The sequence below is a fragment of the Pseudomonas sp. R1-6 genome, assembly GCF_051132115.1.
Lineage (GTDB): Bacteria > Pseudomonadota > Gammaproteobacteria > Pseudomonadales > Pseudomonadaceae > Aquipseudomonas.
Map to the genome: position 1 here is coordinate 1,202,832 of NZ_CP071662.1, position 21,390 is coordinate 1,224,221.

26 protein-coding genes are annotated in these 21,390 nt (G+C 60.0%); 22 read left to right on the forward strand and 4 right to left on the reverse strand.

The window, feature by feature from the left end:
* Positions 1 to 87: 87 nt before the first annotated feature.
* From fdxA to J3P81_RS05610, 3 genes are all read right to left on the reverse strand, one after another.
* Complete coding sequence (gene fdxA, locus J3P81_RS05600; RefSeq protein WP_065886008.1) at positions 88 to 411, reverse strand: ferredoxin FdxA; 324 nt, start codon at positions 409 to 411, stop codon at positions 88 to 90.
* 144 nt (positions 412 to 555) lie between these two features.
* Positions 556 to 3,123, reverse strand: coding sequence for a DNA mismatch repair protein MutS (gene mutS, locus J3P81_RS05605; RefSeq protein WP_420764259.1), 2,568 nt, complete (start codon positions 3,121 to 3,123; stop codon positions 556 to 558).
* A gap of 385 nt (positions 3,124 to 3,508) precedes the next feature.
* Positions 3,509 to 3,850 carry a DUF6124 family protein gene (locus J3P81_RS05610; protein ID WP_434562562.1) on the reverse strand — a complete coding sequence of 114 codons (342 nt, stop codon included), beginning with the start codon at positions 3,848 to 3,850 and terminating at the stop codon, positions 3,509 to 3,511.
* A 544-nt stretch (positions 3,851 to 4,394) separates the two neighbouring features.
* Here J3P81_RS05610 and J3P81_RS05615 point away from each other — a divergent pair.
* From J3P81_RS05615 to J3P81_RS05705, 19 genes are all read left to right on the forward strand, one after another.
* Entirely contained in the window at positions 4,395 to 5,129 is a 735-nt protein-coding gene (locus J3P81_RS05615; RefSeq protein ID WP_434564081.1) for a LexA family transcriptional regulator, read from the forward strand.
* A 461-nt stretch (positions 5,130 to 5,590) separates the two neighbouring features.
* The gene (locus tag J3P81_RS05620) at positions 5,591 to 5,797 is read left to right on the forward strand and encodes a Com family DNA-binding transcriptional regulator (RefSeq protein ID WP_434564082.1); all 207 of its coding nucleotides are present in this window, start codon (positions 5,591 to 5,593) and stop codon (positions 5,795 to 5,797) included.
* Complete coding sequence (locus J3P81_RS05625) at positions 5,794 to 6,438, forward strand: hypothetical protein (protein ID WP_434562564.1); 645 nt, start codon at positions 5,794 to 5,796, stop codon at positions 6,436 to 6,438. Before J3P81_RS05620 ends, J3P81_RS05625 begins: the two co-directional genes overlap by 4 nt.
* Before the next feature lie 131 nt (positions 6,439 to 6,569).
* Positions 6,570 to 6,920, forward strand: a complete 351-nt coding sequence (locus tag J3P81_RS05630) for a phage holin family protein (protein ID WP_420764262.1) — start codon at positions 6,570 to 6,572, stop codon at positions 6,918 to 6,920.
* A gap of 45 nt (positions 6,921 to 6,965) precedes the next feature.
* Positions 6,966 to 7,478: a hypothetical protein gene (locus J3P81_RS05635; RefSeq protein WP_420764263.1), complete on the forward strand. Its 513-nt coding sequence runs from the start codon at positions 6,966 to 6,968 to the stop codon at positions 7,476 to 7,478.
* Positions 7,479 to 7,481: 3 nt separating this feature from the next.
* A complete protein-coding gene (locus tag J3P81_RS05640) occupies positions 7,482 to 8,093 on the forward strand; it encodes a phage baseplate assembly protein V (RefSeq protein ID WP_434562566.1) in 612 nt (203 codons plus the stop codon).
* 11 nt (positions 8,094 to 8,104) lie between these two features.
* Positions 8,105 to 8,437 (forward strand): phage baseplate protein, encoded by a 333-nt coding sequence (locus tag J3P81_RS05645; protein WP_420764265.1) that lies wholly within the window; start codon positions 8,105 to 8,107, stop codon positions 8,435 to 8,437.
* Positions 8,434 to 9,429: a baseplate J/gp47 family protein gene (locus J3P81_RS05650; protein WP_434562568.1), complete on the forward strand. Its 996-nt coding sequence runs from the start codon at positions 8,434 to 8,436 to the stop codon at positions 9,427 to 9,429. The genes J3P81_RS05645 and J3P81_RS05650 overlap by 4 nt, the downstream gene beginning before the upstream one ends.
* Positions 9,426 to 10,061, forward strand: a complete 636-nt coding sequence (locus J3P81_RS05655) for a phage tail protein I (RefSeq protein WP_434562570.1) — start codon at positions 9,426 to 9,428, stop codon at positions 10,059 to 10,061. The genes J3P81_RS05650 and J3P81_RS05655 overlap by 4 nt, the downstream gene beginning before the upstream one ends.
* On the forward strand, positions 10,062 to 11,954 hold the full coding sequence (locus J3P81_RS05660; RefSeq protein WP_434562572.1) for a phage tail protein: 1,893 nt from the start codon (positions 10,062 to 10,064) through the stop codon (positions 11,952 to 11,954).
* A gap of 2 nt (positions 11,955 to 11,956) precedes the next feature.
* Positions 11,957 to 12,385 (forward strand): phage tail assembly chaperone, encoded by a 429-nt coding sequence (locus J3P81_RS05665; protein ID WP_434562574.1) that lies wholly within the window; start codon positions 11,957 to 11,959, stop codon positions 12,383 to 12,385.
* 92 nt (positions 12,386 to 12,477) lie between these two features.
* Complete coding sequence (locus J3P81_RS05670; protein WP_434562576.1) at positions 12,478 to 12,687, forward strand: hypothetical protein; 210 nt, start codon at positions 12,478 to 12,480, stop codon at positions 12,685 to 12,687.
* A 2-nt stretch (positions 12,688 to 12,689) separates the two neighbouring features.
* Positions 12,690 to 13,856: a phage tail protein gene (locus J3P81_RS05675; RefSeq protein ID WP_420764271.1), complete on the forward strand. Its 1,167-nt coding sequence runs from the start codon at positions 12,690 to 12,692 to the stop codon at positions 13,854 to 13,856.
* Complete coding sequence (locus tag J3P81_RS05680; RefSeq protein ID WP_420764272.1) at positions 13,856 to 14,362, forward strand: phage major tail tube protein; 507 nt, start codon at positions 13,856 to 13,858, stop codon at positions 14,360 to 14,362. Before J3P81_RS05675 ends, J3P81_RS05680 begins: the two co-directional genes overlap by 1 nt.
* A 149-nt stretch (positions 14,363 to 14,511) precedes the next feature.
* The gene (locus J3P81_RS05685) at positions 14,512 to 15,078 is read left to right on the forward strand and encodes a phage tail assembly protein (RefSeq protein WP_434562578.1); all 567 of its coding nucleotides are present in this window, start codon (positions 14,512 to 14,514) and stop codon (positions 15,076 to 15,078) included.
* A gap of 257 nt (positions 15,079 to 15,335) precedes the next feature.
* Positions 15,336 to 17,246, forward strand: coding sequence for a phage tail tape measure protein (locus J3P81_RS05690; RefSeq protein WP_434562580.1), 1,911 nt, complete (start codon positions 15,336 to 15,338; stop codon positions 17,244 to 17,246).
* A complete protein-coding gene (locus tag J3P81_RS05695) occupies positions 17,246 to 17,629 on the forward strand; it encodes a phage tail protein (protein WP_420764275.1) in 384 nt (127 codons plus the stop codon). Before J3P81_RS05690 ends, J3P81_RS05695 begins: the two co-directional genes overlap by 1 nt.
* Positions 17,622 to 17,834, forward strand: a complete 213-nt coding sequence (locus J3P81_RS05700; RefSeq protein ID WP_420764276.1) for a tail protein X — start codon at positions 17,622 to 17,624, stop codon at positions 17,832 to 17,834. The genes J3P81_RS05695 and J3P81_RS05700 overlap by 8 nt, the downstream gene beginning before the upstream one ends.
* A 9-nt stretch (positions 17,835 to 17,843) precedes the next feature.
* Complete coding sequence (locus J3P81_RS05705) at positions 17,844 to 18,860, forward strand: phage late control D family protein (RefSeq protein WP_434562582.1); 1,017 nt, start codon at positions 17,844 to 17,846, stop codon at positions 18,858 to 18,860.
* Between the two features lie 23 nt (positions 18,861 to 18,883).
* Here J3P81_RS05705 and J3P81_RS05710 read toward each other — a convergent pair whose 3' ends face one another.
* Positions 18,884 to 19,696, reverse strand: coding sequence for a lipopolysaccharide biosynthesis protein (locus J3P81_RS05710; protein ID WP_420764278.1), 813 nt, complete (start codon positions 19,694 to 19,696; stop codon positions 18,884 to 18,886).
* A 59-nt stretch (positions 19,697 to 19,755) separates the two neighbouring features.
* On the opposite strand from J3P81_RS05710, the gene J3P81_RS05715 reads away from it, so the two are divergent.
* The 3 genes from J3P81_RS05715 to J3P81_RS05725 all read left to right on the forward strand — a co-directional run bounded on the left by J3P81_RS05715 (position 19,756) and on the right by J3P81_RS05725 (position 21,384).
* The gene (locus J3P81_RS05715) at positions 19,756 to 20,301 is read left to right on the forward strand and encodes a glycoside hydrolase family 19 protein (RefSeq protein ID WP_434562584.1); all 546 of its coding nucleotides are present in this window, start codon (positions 19,756 to 19,758) and stop codon (positions 20,299 to 20,301) included.
* Positions 20,298 to 20,813 carry a lysis system i-spanin subunit Rz gene (locus J3P81_RS05720; protein ID WP_434562586.1) on the forward strand — a complete coding sequence of 172 codons (516 nt, stop codon included), beginning with the start codon at positions 20,298 to 20,300 and terminating at the stop codon, positions 20,811 to 20,813. Before J3P81_RS05715 ends, J3P81_RS05720 begins: the two co-directional genes overlap by 4 nt.
* Positions 20,814 to 20,883: 70 nt before the next feature.
* Positions 20,884 to 21,384, forward strand: a complete 501-nt coding sequence (locus tag J3P81_RS05725; RefSeq protein WP_434562588.1) for a CinA family protein — start codon at positions 20,884 to 20,886, stop codon at positions 21,382 to 21,384.
* Positions 21,385 to 21,390 lie beyond the last annotated feature (6 nt).

Sequence of the window (21,390 nt, forward strand, 5' to 3'; positions counted from 1 at the left end):
GGGTCAAACCGCCCCTTTTTTTTGCCTGCGATTTTGTTTTCAACCAGCAAAAAGGCCCGCAAGGGGCCTTTGGTGACGCGGGAAAGATCAGCGCTCGAGGTCTGCGATCTTGCCTGGCTTGCCATCCCACTCTTCAGCGTCCGGCAAAGCGTCTTTCCTTTCGGTGATGTTCGGCCAGATGTCCGCCAATTCAGCGTTCAGCTCGATGAAGTTCTCCATGCCAGCTGGCACTTCGTCTTCCGAGAAAATGGCATTCGCCGGGCATTCCGGTTCACACAGGGCGCAGTCGATGCACTCGTCCGGGTGAATGACCAGGAAATTCGGGCCTTCGTAAAAGCAGTCCACCGGACACACTTCTACGCAGTCGGTGTACTTGCACTTGATGCAGTTGTCGGTGACGACGAAGGTCATTTCTAATTCTCTCCTCAGGCGGCTGCGGCGAAGCCCCTTCACGGTAGGGGTCGCGGGGTTCGGGAGCGATAGTCTGCAAACCCAGGCTAATAGGCAGCAGCATCCCAAACCGCGCGAGATTCTAACAGCTTGAAAGCCTGTGCGTTAGATCCGTGTCTTCAATGTATAAAGCAATTCGAGTGCACGGCGTGGCGTCAGGTCGTCCAGGTCAACCTTGGCCAGTTCATCCAGCACCGGATGGGGCAGGCTGGCGAACAGGTCGCTTTGCTGCGGCGCGGCCGGTTTGCCTTTGGTCGGGCGGGGTACTTCGTGGGGCAGGCTGGTGGTTTCCAGGCGGCTCAGGTGCTCGCGGGCGCGGGTGATGACATCGCTCGGCACGCCGGCCAGCTGCGCCACCGCCAACCCGTAGCTCTGGCTGGCTGGGCCGGGCAACACGTGATGCAGGAAGACGATGCGTTCGTTGTGCTCGGTGGCGTTGAGGTGGACGTTTGCTACCAGCGGTTGGCTTTCCGGCAGTACGGTCAATTCGAAGTAGTGCGTGGCGAACAGCGTGTAGGCGCGCAGTTGAGCCAGGCGTTCAGCGGCAGCCCAGGCCAGGGACAGGCCGTCGAAGGTGCTGGTGCCCCGGCCGACTTCGTCCATCAGCACCAGGCTGCGTTCGGTGGCGTTGTGCAGGATGTTAGCGGTTTCGCTCATTTCCACCATGAACGTCGAACGCCCACCCGCCAGGTCATCGCTGGAGCCGATCCGGGTGAAGATGCGGTCCACCAGGGAAAGTTCGCAGCTGGCCGCCGGCACGAAGCTGCCGATGTGGGCCAGCAGCACGATCAACGCCGTCTGGCGCATGTAGGTGGACTTACCGCCCATGTTCGGGCCGGTGATCACCAGCATGCGGGTATTGTCGTCCAGGCTCAGGTCGTTGGCCACGAACGGCGTGGTCAGTACTTGCTCGACCACCGGGTGACGACCCTGGCTGATGCGCATGCACGGTTCGCTGACGAAGCGCGGGCAGTTCAGGTCCAGGTTCAACGCGCGTTCGGCCAGGTTGCTCAACACGTCCAGTTCAGCCAGGGCGGCGGCGGTGTCCTGCAGCGGCGGGAGCTGGCTGATCAAGTCTTCGAGCAGGGCTTCGTAGAGCATTTTTTCCCGGGCGAGGGCGCGGCTCTTGGCCGACAGCGCCTTGTCTTCGAACGCCTTGAGCTCCGGAGTGATGAAACGCTCGGCGCCCTTGAGGGTCTGGCGGCGAATGTAATCGGCCGGGGCTTGCTCGGCCTGCTTGCTCGGCAGTTCGATGAAGTATCCGTGGATGCGGTTGTAGCCGACCTTGAGGTTGGCGAGGCCCGTACGGGCTTTTTCCCGGGCTTCGAGGTCGATCAGGAACTGGCCGGCGTTCTCGCTCAGCGATTGCAGTTCGTCGAGCTCGGCGTCGTAGCCGGTTTTCAGCACGCCACCGTCACGGATCACCGCCGGCGGATTGTCGATAATTGCTTTTTCCAACAGCGCGGCCAGTTCCGGGTAGGTGCTGGTGGTGCGCGCCAGTTGTTGCAGGTGCGGTGCTTCGAGGTCGGTCATCGCCACTTGCAGTTCCGGCAGCGCGCCGAGGGCGTCGCGCAGGCGCGCCAAGTCGCGGGGACGGGCATTGCGCAGGCCAATGCGAGCGAGGATCCGCTCGATGTCGCCGATTTCCTTGAGCTGCGGTTGCAACTGCTCGAAGCGATAACGGTCCAGCAGGCAAGTAATGGAAGACTGGCGCGCTGTCAGTACCGTCAGGTCCCGCAGCGGACGGTTCAACCAGCGGGTCAGCAGGCGGCTGCCCATGGCGGTCTGGCAGCGATCGACCACCGACTGCAAGGTGTTGTCGCGTCCGCCGGCCAGGTTGGTGTCCAGCTCCAGGTTGCGTCGACTCGCGCCGTCCAGCACCACCGTGTCATCCAGGCGTTCGTGACGCAGGCTGCGCAAGTGGGGCAGGGCGGTGCGCTGGGTTTCCTTGGCGTAGGCCAGCAGGCAACCGGCAGCGCCGATGGCCAGGGTCAGGTTTTCGCAACCAAAGCCCTTGAGGTCTTGCGTGGCGAACTGTTGGCAAAGACTTTTCAACGCCGAATCGCGCTCGAAGTCCCACGGTGCCCGACGACGTACGCCACGGCGTTTTTCCGCCGGCAGGTCTTTGGGCCAGTCGTCGGGAATCAACAGCTCCACCGGGTTGACCCGTTCCAGCTCCGCCAACAGATTTTCCCAGCCCTTGATTTCCAGCACCGAGAAATTGCCGCTGGTGATGTCCAGCACCGCCAGACCGAACAGGCGCTCGTCGCCCAGGACTGCAGCAATCAGATTGTCCCGACGCTCGTCCAGCAAGGCTTCGTCACTGACCGTGCCGGGCGTGATGATCCGCACGACCTGGCGTTCCACCGGCCCTTTGCTGGTGGCCGGGTCGCCGACTTGCTCGCAAATCACCACGGACTCGCCGAGTTTGACCAGCTTCGCCAGATAACCTTCCGCTGCGTGGTAAGGAATCCCACACATCGGAATCGCCATGCCCGCCGATTGCCCACGCGCCGTCAGGGTGATGTCCAGCAGCTTGGCGGCTTTCTTCGCATCTTCGTAGAAGATCTCGTAGAAGTCGCCCATGCGGTAGAACATCAGCTGATCGGGGTGCTGGTTCTTCAGGCGCCAGTACTGCTGCATCATCGGCGTGTGGGAGGACAGGTCGTTCACGGCTGTATTCATTGGGGTCAGGCAAAGCTCGTTGAAAGGTGTAGGCAAAAGGAGGGGCATCGGCCCGGCTTTTCCGCGATGGGCGCAAGGTTAACATGGGCGGTCTCGTGCTACCCATAGGTGAGTGGTATGCAGGACTGTGTGCTTATCCGTTTTTTCGGTAACGGCTACTTAGGGTGCCGCCCTGACGGCGGGTCACTTTTGAAGAGCCCGCAAGTCGGCCTGTTCCTCCGGCTGTACTCCGATCCAATTGTGGGAGCGAGCCTGCTCGCGATGACGGTTGCCAATACAACTTAGTTGTAACTGGACTACCGCTATCGCGAGCAAGCTCGCTCCCGCAGTGATGACTCGGGTTTCTCTCAGGTCTTGGCTTGCATCATGAGTGCTACCTCACCTCAACCACATCCAACGCCCGATTCGCCAGCAACTGGCTCAGCTCGATCATCTGTTGAACCCCCAGCGCAATATTCCGCCGCGAGCCCTTCAGGTCGCTGACCATGGCGTTGGCCGAGGCCAGGGTTTCGCTGAGATTGGCGAGCAGGCATTCGGCGTCGACGTTGGGGGCGATGATGAAAAGGGTGTCGGGTGTGTCAGCGGTTGCTTTGTCGGTTTTCGGCTTGAGGTAGTAGTTCATGGCGCGGGTGGCCGCGTCGTCGAGTTTCTTGGCGTTGGCCGATTGGGTGCGGGAGATGTGATCGTCTGGGGGATTTGGAGTGTTCTTGCTCATGATGCTTGGATCCTCGAAGTGGGAGCCATCACCGATTCGCTACTAAACGAAGTGGGTGGCAGCTGTACGCAGGTTAGTAGACCGGGGATCCAAGAAACCGGCGCACCCGAGGGCGCCCTGCGCACAGCTACCATCGAATGCAGGAATGGGAATACCTGACTGGATGGAGCGATGTACATCTTGGAAATACCGGGCTACTAAACCCGATCACTGATGAGCAGTGACGAGATCAAAAGTACCGATGGGATCCAAGGCGCACAAGCCGGCGGATTCTGGCGTAGTTGTAGGCAGAGGCGCAAGGAAACGTAGCCTTGGGTCGCACATTTGAAGGACGCCTTTGAAGCCTTTTCCCAAGGGCTTGTAGGACGAATTCCGTGGCGAGGGAGCTTGCTCCCGCTGGGCTGCGCAGCAGACCCTTCTTGTGAGCGCTTCGCACTCAAGCGGGAGCAAGCTCCCTCGCCACAAGAAATGCGCGACGCTGGAATAGCATATTTATGCAAATCAGCATTTGTCTTCCGCCAAAAGAACAAGCATTATGCGCGTTATGCAAAAACGCAACGTTTCTACTGTATTAAGAGCATTGCTCGATCAGCACGGGATCTCCCCCACGGAGCTTCACCGGCGTACCGGCGTGCCTCAGTCCACCCTCTCGCGGATCCTCAGCGGCAAGATCGTCGACCCTTCGGATAAACACATCTCGAAGATCGCCGAATATTTTGCCGTGAGCACCGACCAGTTGCGCGGGCGCGCGGACGTTGTGCCCGCCGGCAATACCCGCCGCGACGAGCCGCATTCCGAACTCAAGGACATAAGCCTGTGGGACGATGACACACCCGTCGAGGAAGACGAGGTGTCCGTTCCTTTTCTGCGTGAGGTTGAATTGGCTGCTGGATCAGGAAGATTCGTCATCGAGGAAAGCGAGCGCTCCAGCCTGCGCTTCGGCAAGCGCAGCCTGCGCCACAACGGCGTGCAGTTCGACCAGGCCAAGTGTGTGACGGTACGCGGCAACAGCATGTTGCCGGTGCTGCGTGACGGCGCCACGGTTGGGGTGAACGCGGGCAAGTGCGGGATCGGCGACATTGTCGACGGTGACCTCTACGCCATCAACCACAACGGCCAACTGCGGGTGAAACAGCTATACCGCTTGCCCACTGGCATTCGTCTGCGCAGCTTCAACCGCGATGAACATCCGGATGAGGACTACACGTTCCAGGAAATGCAGGACGAGCAGATCGTCATCCTCGGTCACGTCTTCTGGTGGGGCATGTACGCCCGTTAACCCCTCCGCTGTCAGATAAAACCCGCCGCCGCGCGGGTTTTTTTTCGCCTCCTGAAAACTGGCAACCCTCAGTGTTTCTGCGGGTTTCATGCGTTCATGCATTTGTCATGCATAAATAAATGCATTTACGCATTGACTGTATATGCATCAATGCATATTCTGTGTCCAAGCCGCTCGACAAAGCGGCTGGCAACAAAGCTCTTTAGTTCTACCCACAGGCAGCGATGAACCGGCCTTAACGGTTCAGAGGGTTGGCAACTGGCCCGGGTGTGCAGCGTAAAGCACCAGAAGCAGTTATCCGGCGGGCAGGGACCGCGGCCGGAAAAACAATTTGAATGGATCCGTACCGCGCCAGTCGCGCCGAAAGATCAAGCGCATTACTGAAAAGCCTGGGTAACCGGGCTTTTTGGAATGCCTGTGCCGCGAGGCATTTCAAACCGCCGCCAATGGGAGGGCTTTCGATGCTGAAGGATTTCAGATGCGGTCACTGTAAAAAACTTCTGGCCCGGATGGGCGAGAACACCGAACTCCAGATCAAGTGTTCCCGATGCGGGACGTTGAATCATGTGAAGGCCGTTGAGCCTCGAGTGAACGCCAGCGAGCGAACAGCGTTGCGGGAAAAATTCTGCACTGCGTACTCAACGACATCCATCGAGGCAAGAACATGAAACTGCTCAAACAAACTCTGCTGGCGACTGCGTTTCTGTCGTCCTTCGTATCCCTGAACGGTTGGGCTGATACGGCTATGTCGTGGAACCTGGCCCGGGACATGTATCTGATGACCGAGGCCGCGCCGGCCGGTTCGCCGTGGTCGTTCATGCAAAACAAATCGGGCGTGAATGCCTCGGCCAACTACACGCTCTTTCCGACATTTCAGGCCGGGGTCTGTAGTGGCAAGCCAACGACATGCTGGCGCGACGATGTGACGGGCGCTTGGATCTCCATTCCAAATGAAAGCTTCACCTTCACCGGCTCGGGCACCAGCTTCGTGTTCAAGCAGGGCGATGTCGCCACGCATCCCGGCACCAACAGCCAGAGCATCTTCCGCTGGGCCAGTCCCGTCACCGGCAATATCAACGTACTGGGCCGGGTCAATGACCTGCATAACGCCTGCGGGGATGGTGTTGGCTGGTCGCTCAACCTGGGCGACACGGTGCTTCAGTCCGGGAGCCTGGCAAACGGAGGCAGTACCACGTTCATGTTGAACAACGTCGCCGTCACGCCGGCGTCTTCGCTTTATCTGGTCATCGATAGAAAGGCTAACAACTCCTGCGATGCGACCAGTGTGGACATGCTGATTACAAAGTGATGTCAGCTTTCAAATAACCCGACAAATGTTTGAACCCCGTTTCTAGCAACTTAATGGGTTGCACCGATCCACATCTCATTCCACTTCAAACAACTTCCCCGCCCAATCTTAATCACCCCAGGAAACGAGACATGACAAACGAGCAACAAGCGTTGCTGGACATGCCGATCTGGCTGGTCATCGTGCTCGCCCTGGTGGGCGGGGTGACTGGCGAGATGTGGCGTGCCGATAAGGAAGGCGCCCGTGGCTGGTCGCTGCTGCGGCGCCTGGCGCTGCGTTCCGGTGCCTGCATGGTCTGTGGCGTCTCGGCGATCATGCTGTTGTACGCCATGGGCCTGTCGATCTGGGCCGCTGGTGCCTTCGGTTGCCTGACGGCGATGGCCGGGGCGGACGTGGCCATCGGGCTTTACGAACGCTGGGCCGCCAAACGGATGGGCGTGAGTGAACTGCCGCCGCGTGATTCCCGTTCCGATCCACATTGATCCCTCACTGGCGTTCTTCGTGCCGCCGTAAAAAAGGAGGCCTCGATGCCTGCCGTCCTCGAAAAACCGTCGCAGCTGTTCTTCGCCATTGCCCAGACGCTGCGCGCCACTTATCCCGCCTTGAAGATCGGCAGCCCCCAAGAATTCGACGGCACCGACGACCAACCTTGGGTGCTGATCGCCATTGAGCGCGATGCGTCCGGCCTTCGCGCCAACGACGGGCGTATCGCCCATGTGCTGACGGTGTCTTTGCAGGTGGTCATGGCCGTTCCGGGATGGGACGCCTGCGATTTGGCCGCAGAGCTGAAGCAATTGGTCATGGATAACCGCTGGGGGCTGTCCGGTGATCAATGCGACCTGCCGACGGAGCTCGATGGCCTCCCGTCTACATTCATCCATCCGGCGCGGCAATACACCGCCTGGACCCTTTCTTTCAGCCAGGCCCTGTACCTGGGGCCAACGCTGCTGGATGACCCGTTGGGCATTCCGAAATTCGCGCGAACCTGGGAAGTCTCGAGCATCGACGACCCAGATCAATACACAGCACTCGAGGGTTGAACCATGTTTGATGCGCTGTTGCGGATGCATCTGGGGCCGATCATCGAGCGTCTGGCGCAGATGGAAACCGAGCTCGAAGACCTGCATCGGCGTGCGGAAAGTTTCTGTCGCATCGGTGTGTGTCAGGAAGTCGATGCCGCCACCAATACCTGCAAGGTCAGCCATGGCGGGCTGCTGACACCGGCGATCCGCTTCTTCAACCCGAGCGCCGGTGCCCAGAGCGAGTCGCGGATTCCGTCCGTGGGCGAGCAGTGCCTGTTGCTCAACCATGGCGGCGGCGACGGCGGTGGCCAAGCGGTGGCGCTGTTCGGCCTTAACGGTGGTCAGTTTCCGCCCGTCTCGACCCAGGCTTCGCTGACGCGTCGCCTCTATCAGGACGGCGCGGAAAACGGCTACGACCACTCCAGCCATGTCCTGCATTGGAACAACGGTCCGGCGGCATTCAGCGGTTCCCGCGAATCCCTCCGGTTGAACATTGGCCCATCCAGTTTGGTGATGACGCCGCAAACCATCGAGTTGCAACTGGGCGCTGTTGGCATTCGCCTCGACGCGTCGGGTGTGCACCTGAGCGGCCCGGTGGTGGATCACCAGGGACGCGTCATCAGTACCGCATAAGAGATTTCCCCATGATTGGAATCGATCGAAATACCGGCGCCACGGTCGACGACTGGCTGCAGTTCGTGCAGCGCGCTACCCGTGCCTTGACCACGCCGTTGGGCACTCGTCAGAAGCGCCCGTTGTATGGCTGCGCACTCACGCAGTTACTGGGGCAGAACCTCGGTGACGACCTGCTGATCCTCGCCCAGAGCCATGCGGCCCAAGCGTTCTACAACCCGCACAACGGTATCGATGATTTCGAGCCGCAGGTCATCGTTGCCAGCCGGCACGGTGCGGGATTGCTGCTGCGTTTCGCCGGCACCTGGAGAAACCGCAAACAGACTTTCGAGGTGGTGGCATGAGCATGTTGATACCCGGCCAGAACCAACTGGCCGAACCGGCCATCGTCACCGTCGAGGCATTCGAGGATCTGCTCGCAGAATTCAAGACCTTCGTGGTGGAGTATGTCGCGGCACGCTCTCCCGCAAGCGCCGCAAAACTGGTGGACAGCCTCGAAAACGAAAGCGAACTGCTGACCCTGGCTCTCGAGGCGTTCTGTGTCCGGCTGCAAACCCACGAACGCAAATACAACGCCCGCATCAAGCAGATGCTGGCGTGGTGGGCCACCGGCACCAACCTCGATGCTCGCCTCGCGGACATGGGTCTTGAACGCCAGTTGCTCGACCCGGGCGATCCGGCGGCATTCCCGCCCGTTCCCCCGGTCTACGAGAGCGATGACGATGCGCGGCTGCGCTACTACCTGGCGCCCCATGCCCCGGCGGCTGGCTCGCGCATGCAATATCGACGGGAAATTTTCACCCTGGGGCAACGCCCCGTCGTGAAGGTTGAAAGCGCTTCGGCGGGTGTGGTGACGGTCACGTACACCTTCGACCCGGACAGCTACGCCGCCCAGATCAAGGACGGCAACGGACGCCGCACCGCGCCCGGCGAAGTCACGGTCACGGTACTGTCCCGCGACGGCGATGGAACGCCATCCGAAGCGTTGCTCGACGGCGTTCGCGAGCACTTCACCCGACCGGATGTACGGCCGGAAACCGACCTGGTCATCGTCCAGCCCGCGCAGATCAAGAACTACAAGATCCGCGTCGTGGCGAAGATCAATCCCGGCCCTGACTCGGGCCTGACCCAGGTTGCTGCACAGCGGCAACTGCAGGAATACGCCGAGGCCTGCCATCGCCTGGAAGGTCGGGTGGACCCGAGCTGGATTGACTACACGCTGCACAGCGCCGGCGCGGTTCAACTGCAGATTCTCGAACCGCTTGCGCCGATCGTGACGACGGCTTTCCAGGCGCCGTACTGCACGGGCGTCGAGGTCGAGGTGGATACGTTATGAGCGACGACACATCTCGACCGAGCCTGCTGCCGGTCAACAGTTCACCGCTGGAGCGGGCGCTGGATCTTGGGTTTGCCCAATTGCTGGAGCGCATCGATCCGCCGTTTCCCGAGTTGATGAACCCGGCGGCCACGCCTTTGGCGTTCCTGCCGTATCTGGGGGCGGATCGTGGGGTCAGTGAGTGGAGCACCGCGGCGCCGGAGGCTGAAAAGCGCCTGACCGTGGAACTCGCCTGGCCCACCGCGCGGCAGGCCGGGACGCGAACGGCGCTGGAAAATGCCGCGAAGGGTTTGCAACTCAGGCCCGAAGTGCGCGCCTGGTATGAACAAACGCCACCAGGCCCGCCCTACAGTTTTTCCGTCAGGGCGTTCACGGAACAGCCCTACAGCGAAACCATCGACGCCCGTCTCGACCGCCGCCTGGCCGATGCCAAGAGTGAGCGCGACACCTTGGGCGTTTCGGTCGGCTTGAGTGCCTTCGGCCGTCACGTCATCGGCGCCGCCACGCTGTGCGGTGAGCTGACTACCGTCTTCCCGATTGTCATCGAAGGGCTGGAAGCCTCGGGCCAAGCCTATATGGCCGCCGGGCTCTACACCGTCGAAACCTCCACTATTTATCCACAGGAGTCCTAAATGGCCGACTACTACACCCTGCTCACCGATGCGGGGATCGCCTACGAAACCGCCTGCAAGGCGGCGGGCACACCGATCAAGTTGTCCCAGATTTCCGTCGGTGACGGCGGCGGTGCGCAATACAACCCGGCGGCTACCGCCACCGCGCTCAAGCGCGAAGTCTGGCGCGGGCCGCTCAATGCGCTGTTCCAGGATGAGAAGAATCCGAGTTGGTTGCTGGCCGAGGTCACCATCCCGTCCGACGTGGGCGGCTGGTATGTGCGTGAGGCGGGGATCTGGACCGATACCGGGATTTTGTATGCGATCGTCAAATATCCGGAGTCGTTCAAGCCGGTATTGGCGACTTCGGGCTCGGGGAAAGAGTTTTATATCCGGTCGATTTTCGAGACGAGTAATGCCGAGCTGGTGACGTTGTTGATTGACGATACGGTGGTCAAGGCGACGCGGGCTTGGGTTGCAAGTTACGTTGCCGATGAGCTGGCCAAGCTCGACAGGAAGCAATCCGTACGGGCTGCGACGACGGCCAATATAGTCTTGAACGGCGCGCAGACGATTGATGGTGTTGCGGTGATTGCTGGGGATCGGGTCTTGGTCAAGTCCCAGACCTTGGCGAAGGACAACGGTATCTACGTGGTTGCGAACGGTGCTTGGGTTCGGGCGACGGATGCCGATGCGAGTGTCGAAGTGACCTCGGGATTGATTGTCTCGGTGGAGGAGGGGACGACGCTTGGTAACACGATCTGGCAGCTGATTACCGATGGGGTGATTGTGCTGGGCACTACGGCGTTGGTGTTTCAGAACATCACGCAAGGGTTTGCGCCGCTCAATTCCCCTGCTCTGGTTGACCCAACGGCAAATACGCCAGCACTTTTCGATAGCAGCAAGTTATTGGCCACTACCGAATATGTGGAGCGCGCGAAAGGTAATTACAGAGGGTTTCTTAATGCGACATCCAATACGACGCTTGTACCTTCTACGGCGTTCGGTTCTATGGTGTCTTGCATCGGGACGTTTAATATCATTTTACCCGCCGCAAGTAGCGGCGGCCCCGGTGGAACGATAAGCCTTCGAAATCGGGGTACGGGCATAATAACTATTCTTTGTCCAGGATTGGACAACATTAAGTCGGGAAGTCGTATCAAGACTACGACGGTTATTCCTGCGGGTTCCACGCTGGACCTTACGACTGACGGAACCAGTGGATGGTGGGCATCAGGCTCCGCCCAGATTGTAGATTCAGCAGCCATTAATTCGCTACTTGGTAACTATGCGGGCATCAAGATAATTACAGCTTCAACTGCGCTGACGGTAAACGATACGGGATGTCTGATTATTGGATCTGTCGGCTTAGCTGGGTTGGATGTCACGTTGCCGCAGCTTTCAACGACAACGCCAGGCCAGTCGATCATTCTTTCTGCAGGAGCAGGGCCGTTTCATTTGAAAGCCTTCCTGGGCGATCCGGCGATATCTATCGGACTATCTGTTCTGCCCGTCGTCCCTATCGATGTTTTCGAGAGCATCATATTGGTTTCCAATCCTAGTGGCTGGAGAGTGGTTTCGGGCACCGTTCTGACTAAATATTCAGGAATGTTTTCCGCTAGTATTGGCCTCAGCGGCAGCCAAGACTATCCGAGCGGGCTGATCCGTCAGTGGGGAACGTTTACTACTTCCAATCTTGCCAGTGGGGCTTATGTCACCATGGCTATCACTCTGCCGAAGGCTTTTCCCAACGGACTTCTTTCCGGGTCAGGCACGGTTTATAACCAGGGACTAATGAACGTCCAGCCACGGCCGAACGGCTCTTCAAAGACATCAATTGTGGTGTGTATTAACAATCACGCCACGGTGGCCGCGCCTACGGTGCAAGGTACTTGGGAATATTGGGGGTATTGAACATGGCTGTATTTTTTTGTGCCGAGACTGGCGGGTTTTATCCAGGCAAGCCATATGGCGATGCGGTCGGGAAGGCCTGTGTCAAGCTTTCCCAAGAAACTTACGAAACCTTGATGGAGGGTATAAATCAAGGCAAGGAGATAAAGGTTGTTGACGGCTGGCCCGGAGCCGTTGATCGGCTCGTGTCCTCAGAGCAGTCAGTTGCATTCGAGCGCAATTGGCGTGATTTAGAGGTCCGGAAAACTGACTGGCTGGTCGCGCGCCATCGTGACGAGCGCGATCTTGTGTTAGCGCCCACTTTGACAGTCGAGCAATTTCCACAGCTGTTGGCTTATCGGCAGGCCCTTCGGGACTGGCCGCAAGCGGCTGACTTTCCTTCGTTGGAATCTCGGCCAATCGCGCCGTCATGGCTCGCCATCCAAACCCAATAAAGACGCCCCGCACCGACGGGGCGTTTTCTTACCTGTCAAAACACCCAAAAGCCCCTTCCTCAAGGGGCTTTTTCACATCCGGAGAAACCCAAATGGCACCACGCCAAACCTACACCGTGCTCCTCCCATACCCCACCGGCGGCGGTCACTGGTCGACCACCGGCCAGGAACTCGACCTCCTCGACGTCGAGGCCAACGCCTTGCTCAGCGCCGGTCGCCTGGCATTGAAAAAAACCGAAGCCGGCGAATCGGCTTCCGCATCCACCCCGGCCAAAAAGGCCACCACCAAAAAGGCTGAATAACCATGGCTGAGGTTTTGAACTTCGAGCACAACGGCATCACCGTCAATGCCACCGAATCTCCCGAGGCCATGGGTGGCCTGGGGGACAACGTCATCGGGCTGGTCGGCACCGCGCCGAATGCCAACCCGCTGATTCCGAAAAATACCCCGTTTCGCATCAACAGTTTTACCACCCAAGCCCAGCTCGACCCGAGCGGTGCCGAGGCGGGGACGTTGTTCCACGCGGTGTACCAGATCCTCAAAGTGGTCAAGGTGCCGGTGTATGTGGTCATCGTCGAAGAGGGCGCGACACTGGCCGACACGCAGAACAATGTAATCGGCGGCATCGAGGCGCAGACCGGGCGCAAGTTGGGCCTGGCCGCGTTGAGTGGCGTGGCCGAAGACCTGACGATCATCGGCGCGCCGGGCTTCACCGGCACCAAGGCCGTGGCCGGCGAGTTCGCTTCGTTCGGCAAGCGCATCAAGGCCCGTGTGGTGCTGGATGGCAAGGACGCCTCGGTCGCTGATCAAGTGACCTACAGCCAGGAGTTGGGCGGCGCCGACCTCGGTTTCGACCGTTGCCTGGTGGTGCACAACATGCCGGCGGTGTACTCCAAGGCGGCGAAGAAAAACGTCTTCCTGGCCCCGTCGAGCCTGGCCATCGCCGCACTTGCCAAGGTCAAGCAGTGGGAGAGTCCGGGCAATCAGGTGACCTTCGCCGAGGACGTTTCCCGCACCGTCGAATACAACATCCTCGACACCTCCACCGAAGGCGATCTGCTCAACCGCTACGGCGTCAGCTATTACGCCCGCACCATCCTCGGCGGCTTCTCTTTGCTGGGCAACCGTTCCATCACCGGCAAGTTCATCAGCTACGTCGGCCTGGAAGACGCCATCAGCCGCAAGCTGGTGAAGGCCGGCCAGAAAGCCATGGCCAAGAACCTGACCAAGTCGTTCATGGACCAGGAGGTCAAGCGCATCAACGACTGGCTGCAAACCCTGGTGGCCGACGAAACCATTCCTGGCGGCAGCGTGTACCTGCACCCGGAACTGAACAGCGTCGAGAAGTACAAGAACGGCACCTGGTACGTAGTCATCGACTACGGCCGCTATGCGCCGAATGAACACATGATTTATCAACTCAATGCCCGCGATGAAATCATCGAGCAGTTTTTGGAGGACGTTCTCTAATGTTTACCAACCGCGTAAGACAGGCCATTGCGGCCACCCTGCAGGGCCTGCCGTTGTCGGCGACCGTGGAAGAATTCACGCCGCCGAAAATTGAATTCGAAATGGAAGAAATGCGCGGCGGACGCTTCATCGGCGAGGAAATGGCCAAGAGCGGCAAAGCGCTGACAGCCAAACTGGTGCTGCAAGGTGTCGGCCCGGAAATCATGCTGGCGCTGGGCGTGAGCGTCGGAGACGACATCCTGCTGAACGTGCGCGAGGCGGGCCAGGATCAGGACGGCAATACCTGGTTCACCTACCACACTGTGGGCGGCAAGTTGAAATCCCTCGACGAAGCCGCCCTGAAAATGAACGAGACGCCCACCACCACCCTGGAGCTGTCCTGCCGCACCTACAGTCGCCTGGAAAACGGCATCCCAGTGATCGACATCGACGTGCGCACCCAGAAGTTCGTGCTCAACGGCGTCGACATTCTTGGCGATGCGCGTCGTGCGGTGTTGCTGCCTTAAGCAGTTGCCAGCCGGCTAGATGCAATCCCTGTGGGAGCGAGCTTGCTCGCGATAGCGGAGTGTCAGACACCTTGATATTGAATGAACGTCGCCATCGCGAGCAAGCTCGCTCCCACAGGGGATCCCCGATTTTTCAAGGAATTGATTTTATGTCCTGGATGCCTCCAACCCTTGAGCTGTTATCGCCGATCACCGATGACGACGGTTCGCAGCTCGAGCAACTGCAACTCAGGCCGCTGTACTACGCCGCGCAAAAAGACGCCTTGGCCCGTGCCGGCGATGACGAAGACGAGCAATTCTTCGAATTGGCCAAATTGGCCACCGGCCTGTCGGGCAAGGAACTCGATCAGCTCAAGCGTCCGGATTACGTGAGCATTGCCCAGTACGTGCACGAAATGTCCACGCGCCCGGCGTCGTATTTTCTGGATGACCCACAGGCCGATCCTGACCAGGTGCCGCTGCTGCAACCACTCGACGTCGCGGGCCGCAGCCTGACCTCATTAACCCTGGAAATGCCGGTTCTGCGGGCCACCAAGGCGATGAAGAAACTGAAGACGGCTAAGGAACGCGCCGAGTTCATCACGGCCCATTGCACCGGCCTGATGCTGCCCGATCTGGCCTCGCTGACTGTGCCTGACTGGACGCAACTTCAGGTGCGCATCGACGATTTTTTAAACAAACCGGCGGACTTCTTTCGGAGCGCGACATCGAAGTGATCCTCGATGTGGTGCCGCTCATTTACTCGGTAAGTGAAGCGGAAATCCTGGAGTGGGACGCCGGCAAGGCCTTGCGCCGATACGACATCGCGATCACTCGCCTTGGCGTGAAACAGGAGTAGAGCGGGATGGCGGACGATAGATATTCGCTCAGATACGCAGCCTTCACTGAGAGTGGGTCGGCGGCCTCAAATACGAACCCTGCGAGCAGTGTGATCATCTCCGCTGGGGATCGGCTGCCAGGACTGAGCCTCGCGATGGAAAACCTTGGGCTCAAGCTCGGCCGACTGACCACGGCAATCGAGTCGCTGACCGTCAAGCTTTCGGCGCAGCGATTGTTTTCCCAGGCAATGGGAACCGGCGCCAAGGGCGAAACAGCCAAGGAACCGAAGGGTCAGCCGGCCGGCGGTATTGAGCCACCAGAACTGCTGAAACCCGCGATAGCGATGGATTCAGCCATTGCCGATCTGAAGATGGCCACCCAATTCGGCCCTCGCCAGATTGCCGAGATGGCTGAGCCCACCCAGCGCATCGCCAGCGCGCCATTGGTGGCGGCGGGCGGGACCACGGCGGTTGATGTCGTGAGGATGGAAAGCCTGGCGGCCAGGGCGGGAATCAGCAGCGATCTGCCCAATGCCTCGGACCGGCAATTGGCACTGTTGCGCTTTGCCAGTGATGCAGGGGTGACGGCATCCACATTCAAGATGCCGGCCATGGAAGCCGCCGAGATGCTGCTCGGCTGGCGCACCGCCATGAAACTCAGCGCTGAAAAAGCGTTTGACCTGGCGGATGCAACCAACCACCTCGGCAAGCTCCCCGGCGGTGCGAAAGCCAGTGAGATCGGTACCGTGTTGCAGCGTGACGGTGCGGCCGCGACCTCGGCGGGTTTGCAACCAGCGCAAGCCGCAGCGTTGACGGCGGCGTTGCTCAACACCGGTTCGCAACAAGCTGAAGCCGGCGCCCCGCTGGATAGCTTCGCGAAGGCTTTGGGCAAGGGCAATCAAGCCTCCGCGACCGAGCAGGCAGCCTGGAAGCAGTTGCGGCTTGACCCAGAGGAAGTGGCGAGTGGGCTGCGTGACAAAGACGCAGCGCCCGGTACGGTGATGTCGGTATTGGCGGCCTTGAATGCGCAGCCTGTGGACCAGCGCCCGAACCTCGCCGCTTCGCTGTTTGGCGTGGGCGACCAAGCGGTGCTACGCATGGCGCAGAAGCTTGACGATGTGAACGCAGCGTTCTGGCAGGTGAAAGACCCGGCCCACTACGCCACGTCGCTATTGGGTGACAAGGGCTCGGTGCGGCAGGATGCGTTGGCGTTGTCGAACACCCAGCAAGGTCGGTGGAACGTCTTCAATGCCAGCAATGAGCGTTTGTCGGCGGCCGCTGGCAATGCCGTGACACCCGTTGTGGACAGCTCGCTGCAATGGCTCGGGTCGTTGAACGATGACATGAGCGAGTTGGCCGAAACCTCACCTAAAGCCGCCGCCGCCATTGTGCTGGTCGGCGCGGCGATCAAGCCGCTAGTGGGGGCGTTGCTCAAGGCCCTCACGGATGAATTGGGCAGTCGAGCTGCCAAGCGAATTTTGGAGCCGACGAGCGCTGCGAAGGCCGAGGGTGGTGTGAGCGGCGGCCGCTCCCTGCAAGGCGTGACCAGCTCATTGCGTACGGTGACTCGTTTAATGCCCAAAGCGATGGTTTTAGGTGCCGCCGCTGAGGTCGTCGAGGGCGCGATCAATGGGGACGGCGGAATGATCGGAGAGGGCCTGGGGGCCGCTGGCGGCGGCTGGGCGGGCGCGTCGGCAGGCGCTGCGATTGGCACCTTTTTCGGTCCGGGCATCGGCACCGTCCTCGGTGGAGCGATCGGCGCGCTTGTTGGCGGCCTGACGGGAAGCTGGATGGGCAGGGAGGCGGGGTCCTGGCTGGGTGACAAACTCGCCACGCCCGCCGACAGGCTCGCCGCCCCAGGGCAGGTCAGCGAAGACCTGCACGGCACCCAGGCAACCACCCAGCAAAACACCCTGACCGCAAACATCTACATCAACGGCCAGGATCAGGCCAGTGCCGCCCAATTGGCGAACCTGGTGGTGCAACAAATCAGCAGCCAATTCCAACTCATGCCCAACTCACTCGCCATGCGCAGTGACGCGGCCCTGACGGACGGAGGTACGTGATGCGTCAACAAATGGCGTTGGGCAATTTCATTTTCGGCCTCTCCCGCAACTTCGCTTATCACTCGCTGGTTCGCACCTCGGACGGTGGCTGGAAAAACATCGACATCCTCACCAGCAAACCCAGGTCCAGTCAGGTCGGGCAAGGCTTGCAAGGGCTGACGATCACCGGCAAATCGATGTATGCGACCGCCATGGATCGCCTCGATGAATTGCGAGCGCTGCAAGCCTTGCGCATCCCTTTGCCATTGGTCGATGGCATCGGTCGCAACTGGGGGCTGTGGCAGATCAACAAGGTGTCGGAGACCCAGACCGAGGTCATCGACGATGGCACGGCGATGGTGGTCGGTTGGGTGATTGATTTGACGGAGTTCGCCAATGCGTAGGGTTCGAAGTATCGCCGGTGATTCGGTGAATCTGTTGCTGTACCGCGAGCTTGAGCGCTGTGACGACCTCGTTGAGGAGGCGCTCTGGCTGCTAAATCCGGGGTTGGCGCAATGGGGCCCGGTATTGCCGGCGGGCGTATGGATTGTCCTGCCGGAAGTGGATCTCAAGCCCGTGGCGATCCCTCCGGTTTCGGCCTGGGATTAAGGAGGCGACATGTCATTGGGTTTCACGCCTGCGGTGGAAATTTATGGTGCGAACGCCGCGCTGCTCAACGAACGCCTGCTCGGTTGGAGCCACGTCGACGCGGCGGGGATCGAGTCCGATCAATTGACGCTCACCATCAGCCTGGACGGACTCGAAGGGTTGCCAAGCCTGGGCGGGAAAATCGGCCTGCGGGTCGGATATCTGGAATCGGGGCTGGTGGACAAAGGCGAGTTTGTCATCACTCGGCGCACGCCGTTGCTGTTTCCTCTGCAACTCGTTCTGGTGGCCATGGCGGCGCCGTTCAGCGCGGCTGACCAGACGGGCTTCAAGCAGCGCCGATCCATCAGCCATGGCCCGACGACCCTGGGGGCGTTGTTTCGGGAGCTGACGTCCAGGCACGGGTTCTCGCCCCGTGTGGCGCCGGAGCTTTCGCTGATTAAAGTCGAGCACATTGACCAAACCAACGAAACCGACATGGGCTTGCTGACCCGCCTGGCCCATCGTTATGACGCTGTGGCCAAACCAGTCAACGAGTTGTATGTGCTGGCCCGGCGCGGTCAGGCGAAGTCGTTGTCGGGCAAGGTCCTGCCCGAGATAAGGCTGTCGGTGACGACGAACAATCGCCCGGGCGACCACGCTTTCATTTCGGCCAAGCTGGATGAAACCGCGCGGGCGAAGTACGAGGGTTGCAAGACCTGTTGGTGGGATGCGGCGGCGGGCAAGCTGCGGGTCGAGGAGAGCGGCATCGCGCCGTTCAAGACCCTGCGCCAGCGCTTCCAGAGCGCAGAAGAGGCCCGCGCCGCCGGCGAAGGCGAGGTGCGCCGGATGCTGCGCGAGGCCCTCAAGGTGACGATCGAATGCCCGGGTAACCCGGGGCTGTCCGCCGAGGGCATCGTGCTGCTCGATCCTTCCTGGCCCGATTTCATGCGCGGTCGCTGGTCGATCGACAAGGTCACCGCCAGCGGTAGCCGGGAGAAAAGCTACCGCTGCAGCGTTGAGGCGACTTGCCTGGATGCAAGAGCGTGACCGGGGCTTGGAGGGGCCATCATTCAGTTACGTAGCATTCGCCGTGCGTCGTCGAGACTGATTTTTTTGATGATATCCGCCGGCACCCTTGAGGTCGCGGACAAGTTATACACCTGAAAATCGTCATCAATGATCTGCTTGGACATCAGTTTTAGAGAAGGCAGGATGCGAGTCTTGTAATGCTGATCCAACCCGCAGGGCGAGCGTTTGCTTTCGACCGTTTCATAGAATCGGCCGGCCGCTTGGTCCAAGTCGAAACCTACAAGGAAAACCCTATTGAAGCCCAGATGGTAGGCGACCTGTAAGGCCAAATACATCACCGTCCTGGCATCGAAGCAACCGAGGGTCATATTTTTGCTGAAGCCGATGTCTTTGCTTCGCTTGCTAAAAAGAGATCTGTACCTGACGAGAGACTTCTGCGGGTTGAATAACGTGGAGCAGATCGAGGCCCTGGGAGCTTTTTTCAAGCCGAAGGCTCGCCCGCTTGGCTTAGCTTGGACGATGTCGAACTGGTCCTCCCATAAGGCAACGTTCTCACTGAGCCGCATAGCGGTTGCAAAAAGATCGGGCTGCTGGAGCGGGAAGTGGGTATCGGAGCAGATGTAAAAAAAGGGTTTTGTATGCGCTTGGCTGAACATGGATATAGCGCCGTTCATGGTAATCATGGGTACGGCTGAAAACTCCTCCAGCGGAAAGCCCTTCGCTGAGTTGCCCGAGGCGATGATGAAAACCGGTCCACTTTTTACATTCCTACATTCGCTAAAGCTCATGTTTTCAAACGGTGTAAACGATGACTCCGTAATGAGCGATTTCTCAAAACTACTTCGCCTGCTCATTCATTCCATTCCGTTAGTCAATGATCGTTGTTGTATTCATTCGCGTTAAAGAGAGCGCCATGTTCATCACCCCAGCCCAACTACTGCGTATCCTCCCAAACGCCGGCGACAATGCCGGCGTTTTTGCACCTCTCCTAGGCACTGCCATGGAGCTTTACCAGATCATCGGCCCCAAGCGTGCCGCCGCATTCATTGCGCAGGTGGGGCACGAGTCCGGCCAGCTGCGGCACGTACGGGAGCTAGGCAACGATGTTTATTTATCAAAGTATGACACTGGCCGATTGGCTTCGTGCCTGGGCAACTCCCCCGAAGCCGATGGCGACGGGCAAAAATACCGTGGGCGAGGTCTGATCCAGATCACCGGGCGGGCTAATTACCAGGCCTGCGGTAAAGCCTTGAGTCTGGATCTGATGAAGCAGCCTGCATTGCTCGAGCTGCCGCGATGGGCCGCGCTTTCGGCTGCGTGGTTCTGGGCGTCGCATGGGCTTAATTCTCTCGCTGATGCTGGTCGATTCGACGCCATCACGCAGCGGATCAATGGCGGCCAGAATGGCGCGGCGCAGCGGCGGGCCTTGCATGGGCGGGCGTTGCAGGTGTTGGGATGAATCCGGCGCTGTTGAGGTTCTTTCCCATCACAGTATTGGGGCTTTTACTGCTGGCGACCAGCATGGCATGGAAGGTCCAGGATTGGCGTTACGGCAGGGTCTTGGCCGAGCAAGCGCGGGCGCAGGCCGAAACCTTAAAGCAGATGACCGCGGCAGCTGCGGCTTCCCAGCATAAGGAAACACAGAAACGCCTCGCCCTGGAACAACAACTCTCCAACAGCGAACAAACCCATTACCGAGCCCTGAGCGATGCCCAACGTGATCAGGATCGCCTGCGCGATCGCCTTGCTACTGCCGATGTCCGGCTGTCAGTCCTCCTCGACGCCGACGATGTCGCCGCCGGTTGTACAGTGCCTGCCACCACCGGTACCGGCGGCGTGGATCATGGCGCCTCACGCGCCCGACTTGACCCGGCGCATGCTCAACGAATTATCGCCATCACCGACGCGGGCGACCGTGGACTGATTGCCTTGCAGGCCTGCCAGGCGTATGTCAAGGCGCTGGGCCGGTAATCCGCCGAGTCTTGCAAGCGGCGATTGCTCGTGTACGGTAGGGCCCATTGCGTCGAATCAGGAGAGCAGCGTGGACGACATCACTGAACTGGCCGCTGAATTGGGTAGGCGCTTGCAGGTGCTAAATGCCCATGTCACCACGGCCGAGTCTTGCACCGGCGGGGGGATCGCCGAGGCAATCACTCGGATTCCGGGGAGCTCGGCGTGGTTCGAGGCCGGTTTTGTCACGTATTCCAATCGCCAGAAAACCCAGCAGTTGGGTGTTCCCGCAGAGCTGTTCGACAAAGTCGGCGCGGTCAGTCGCGAGGTGGTGGAGGCCATGGTGCGCGGCGCCCAGCAGAAAAGCCTGGCGCGGTTTGCCGTGGCGGTCAGCGGCGTGGCCGGGCCGGACGGGGGCTCGCCGAGCAAGCCGGTGGGCACGGTGTGGCTTGCCTGGGGTGTTGGCGAGGCGGTGTACAGCGAGCAGAAATTCTTACCTGGCAACCGCGACGAGGTCCGCCGACAAACGGTGAAGGCCGCGCTAGACGGGCTGTTACAACATGCCGCCGCAGAAATCTCAAATCAGGGGTAGGCGATC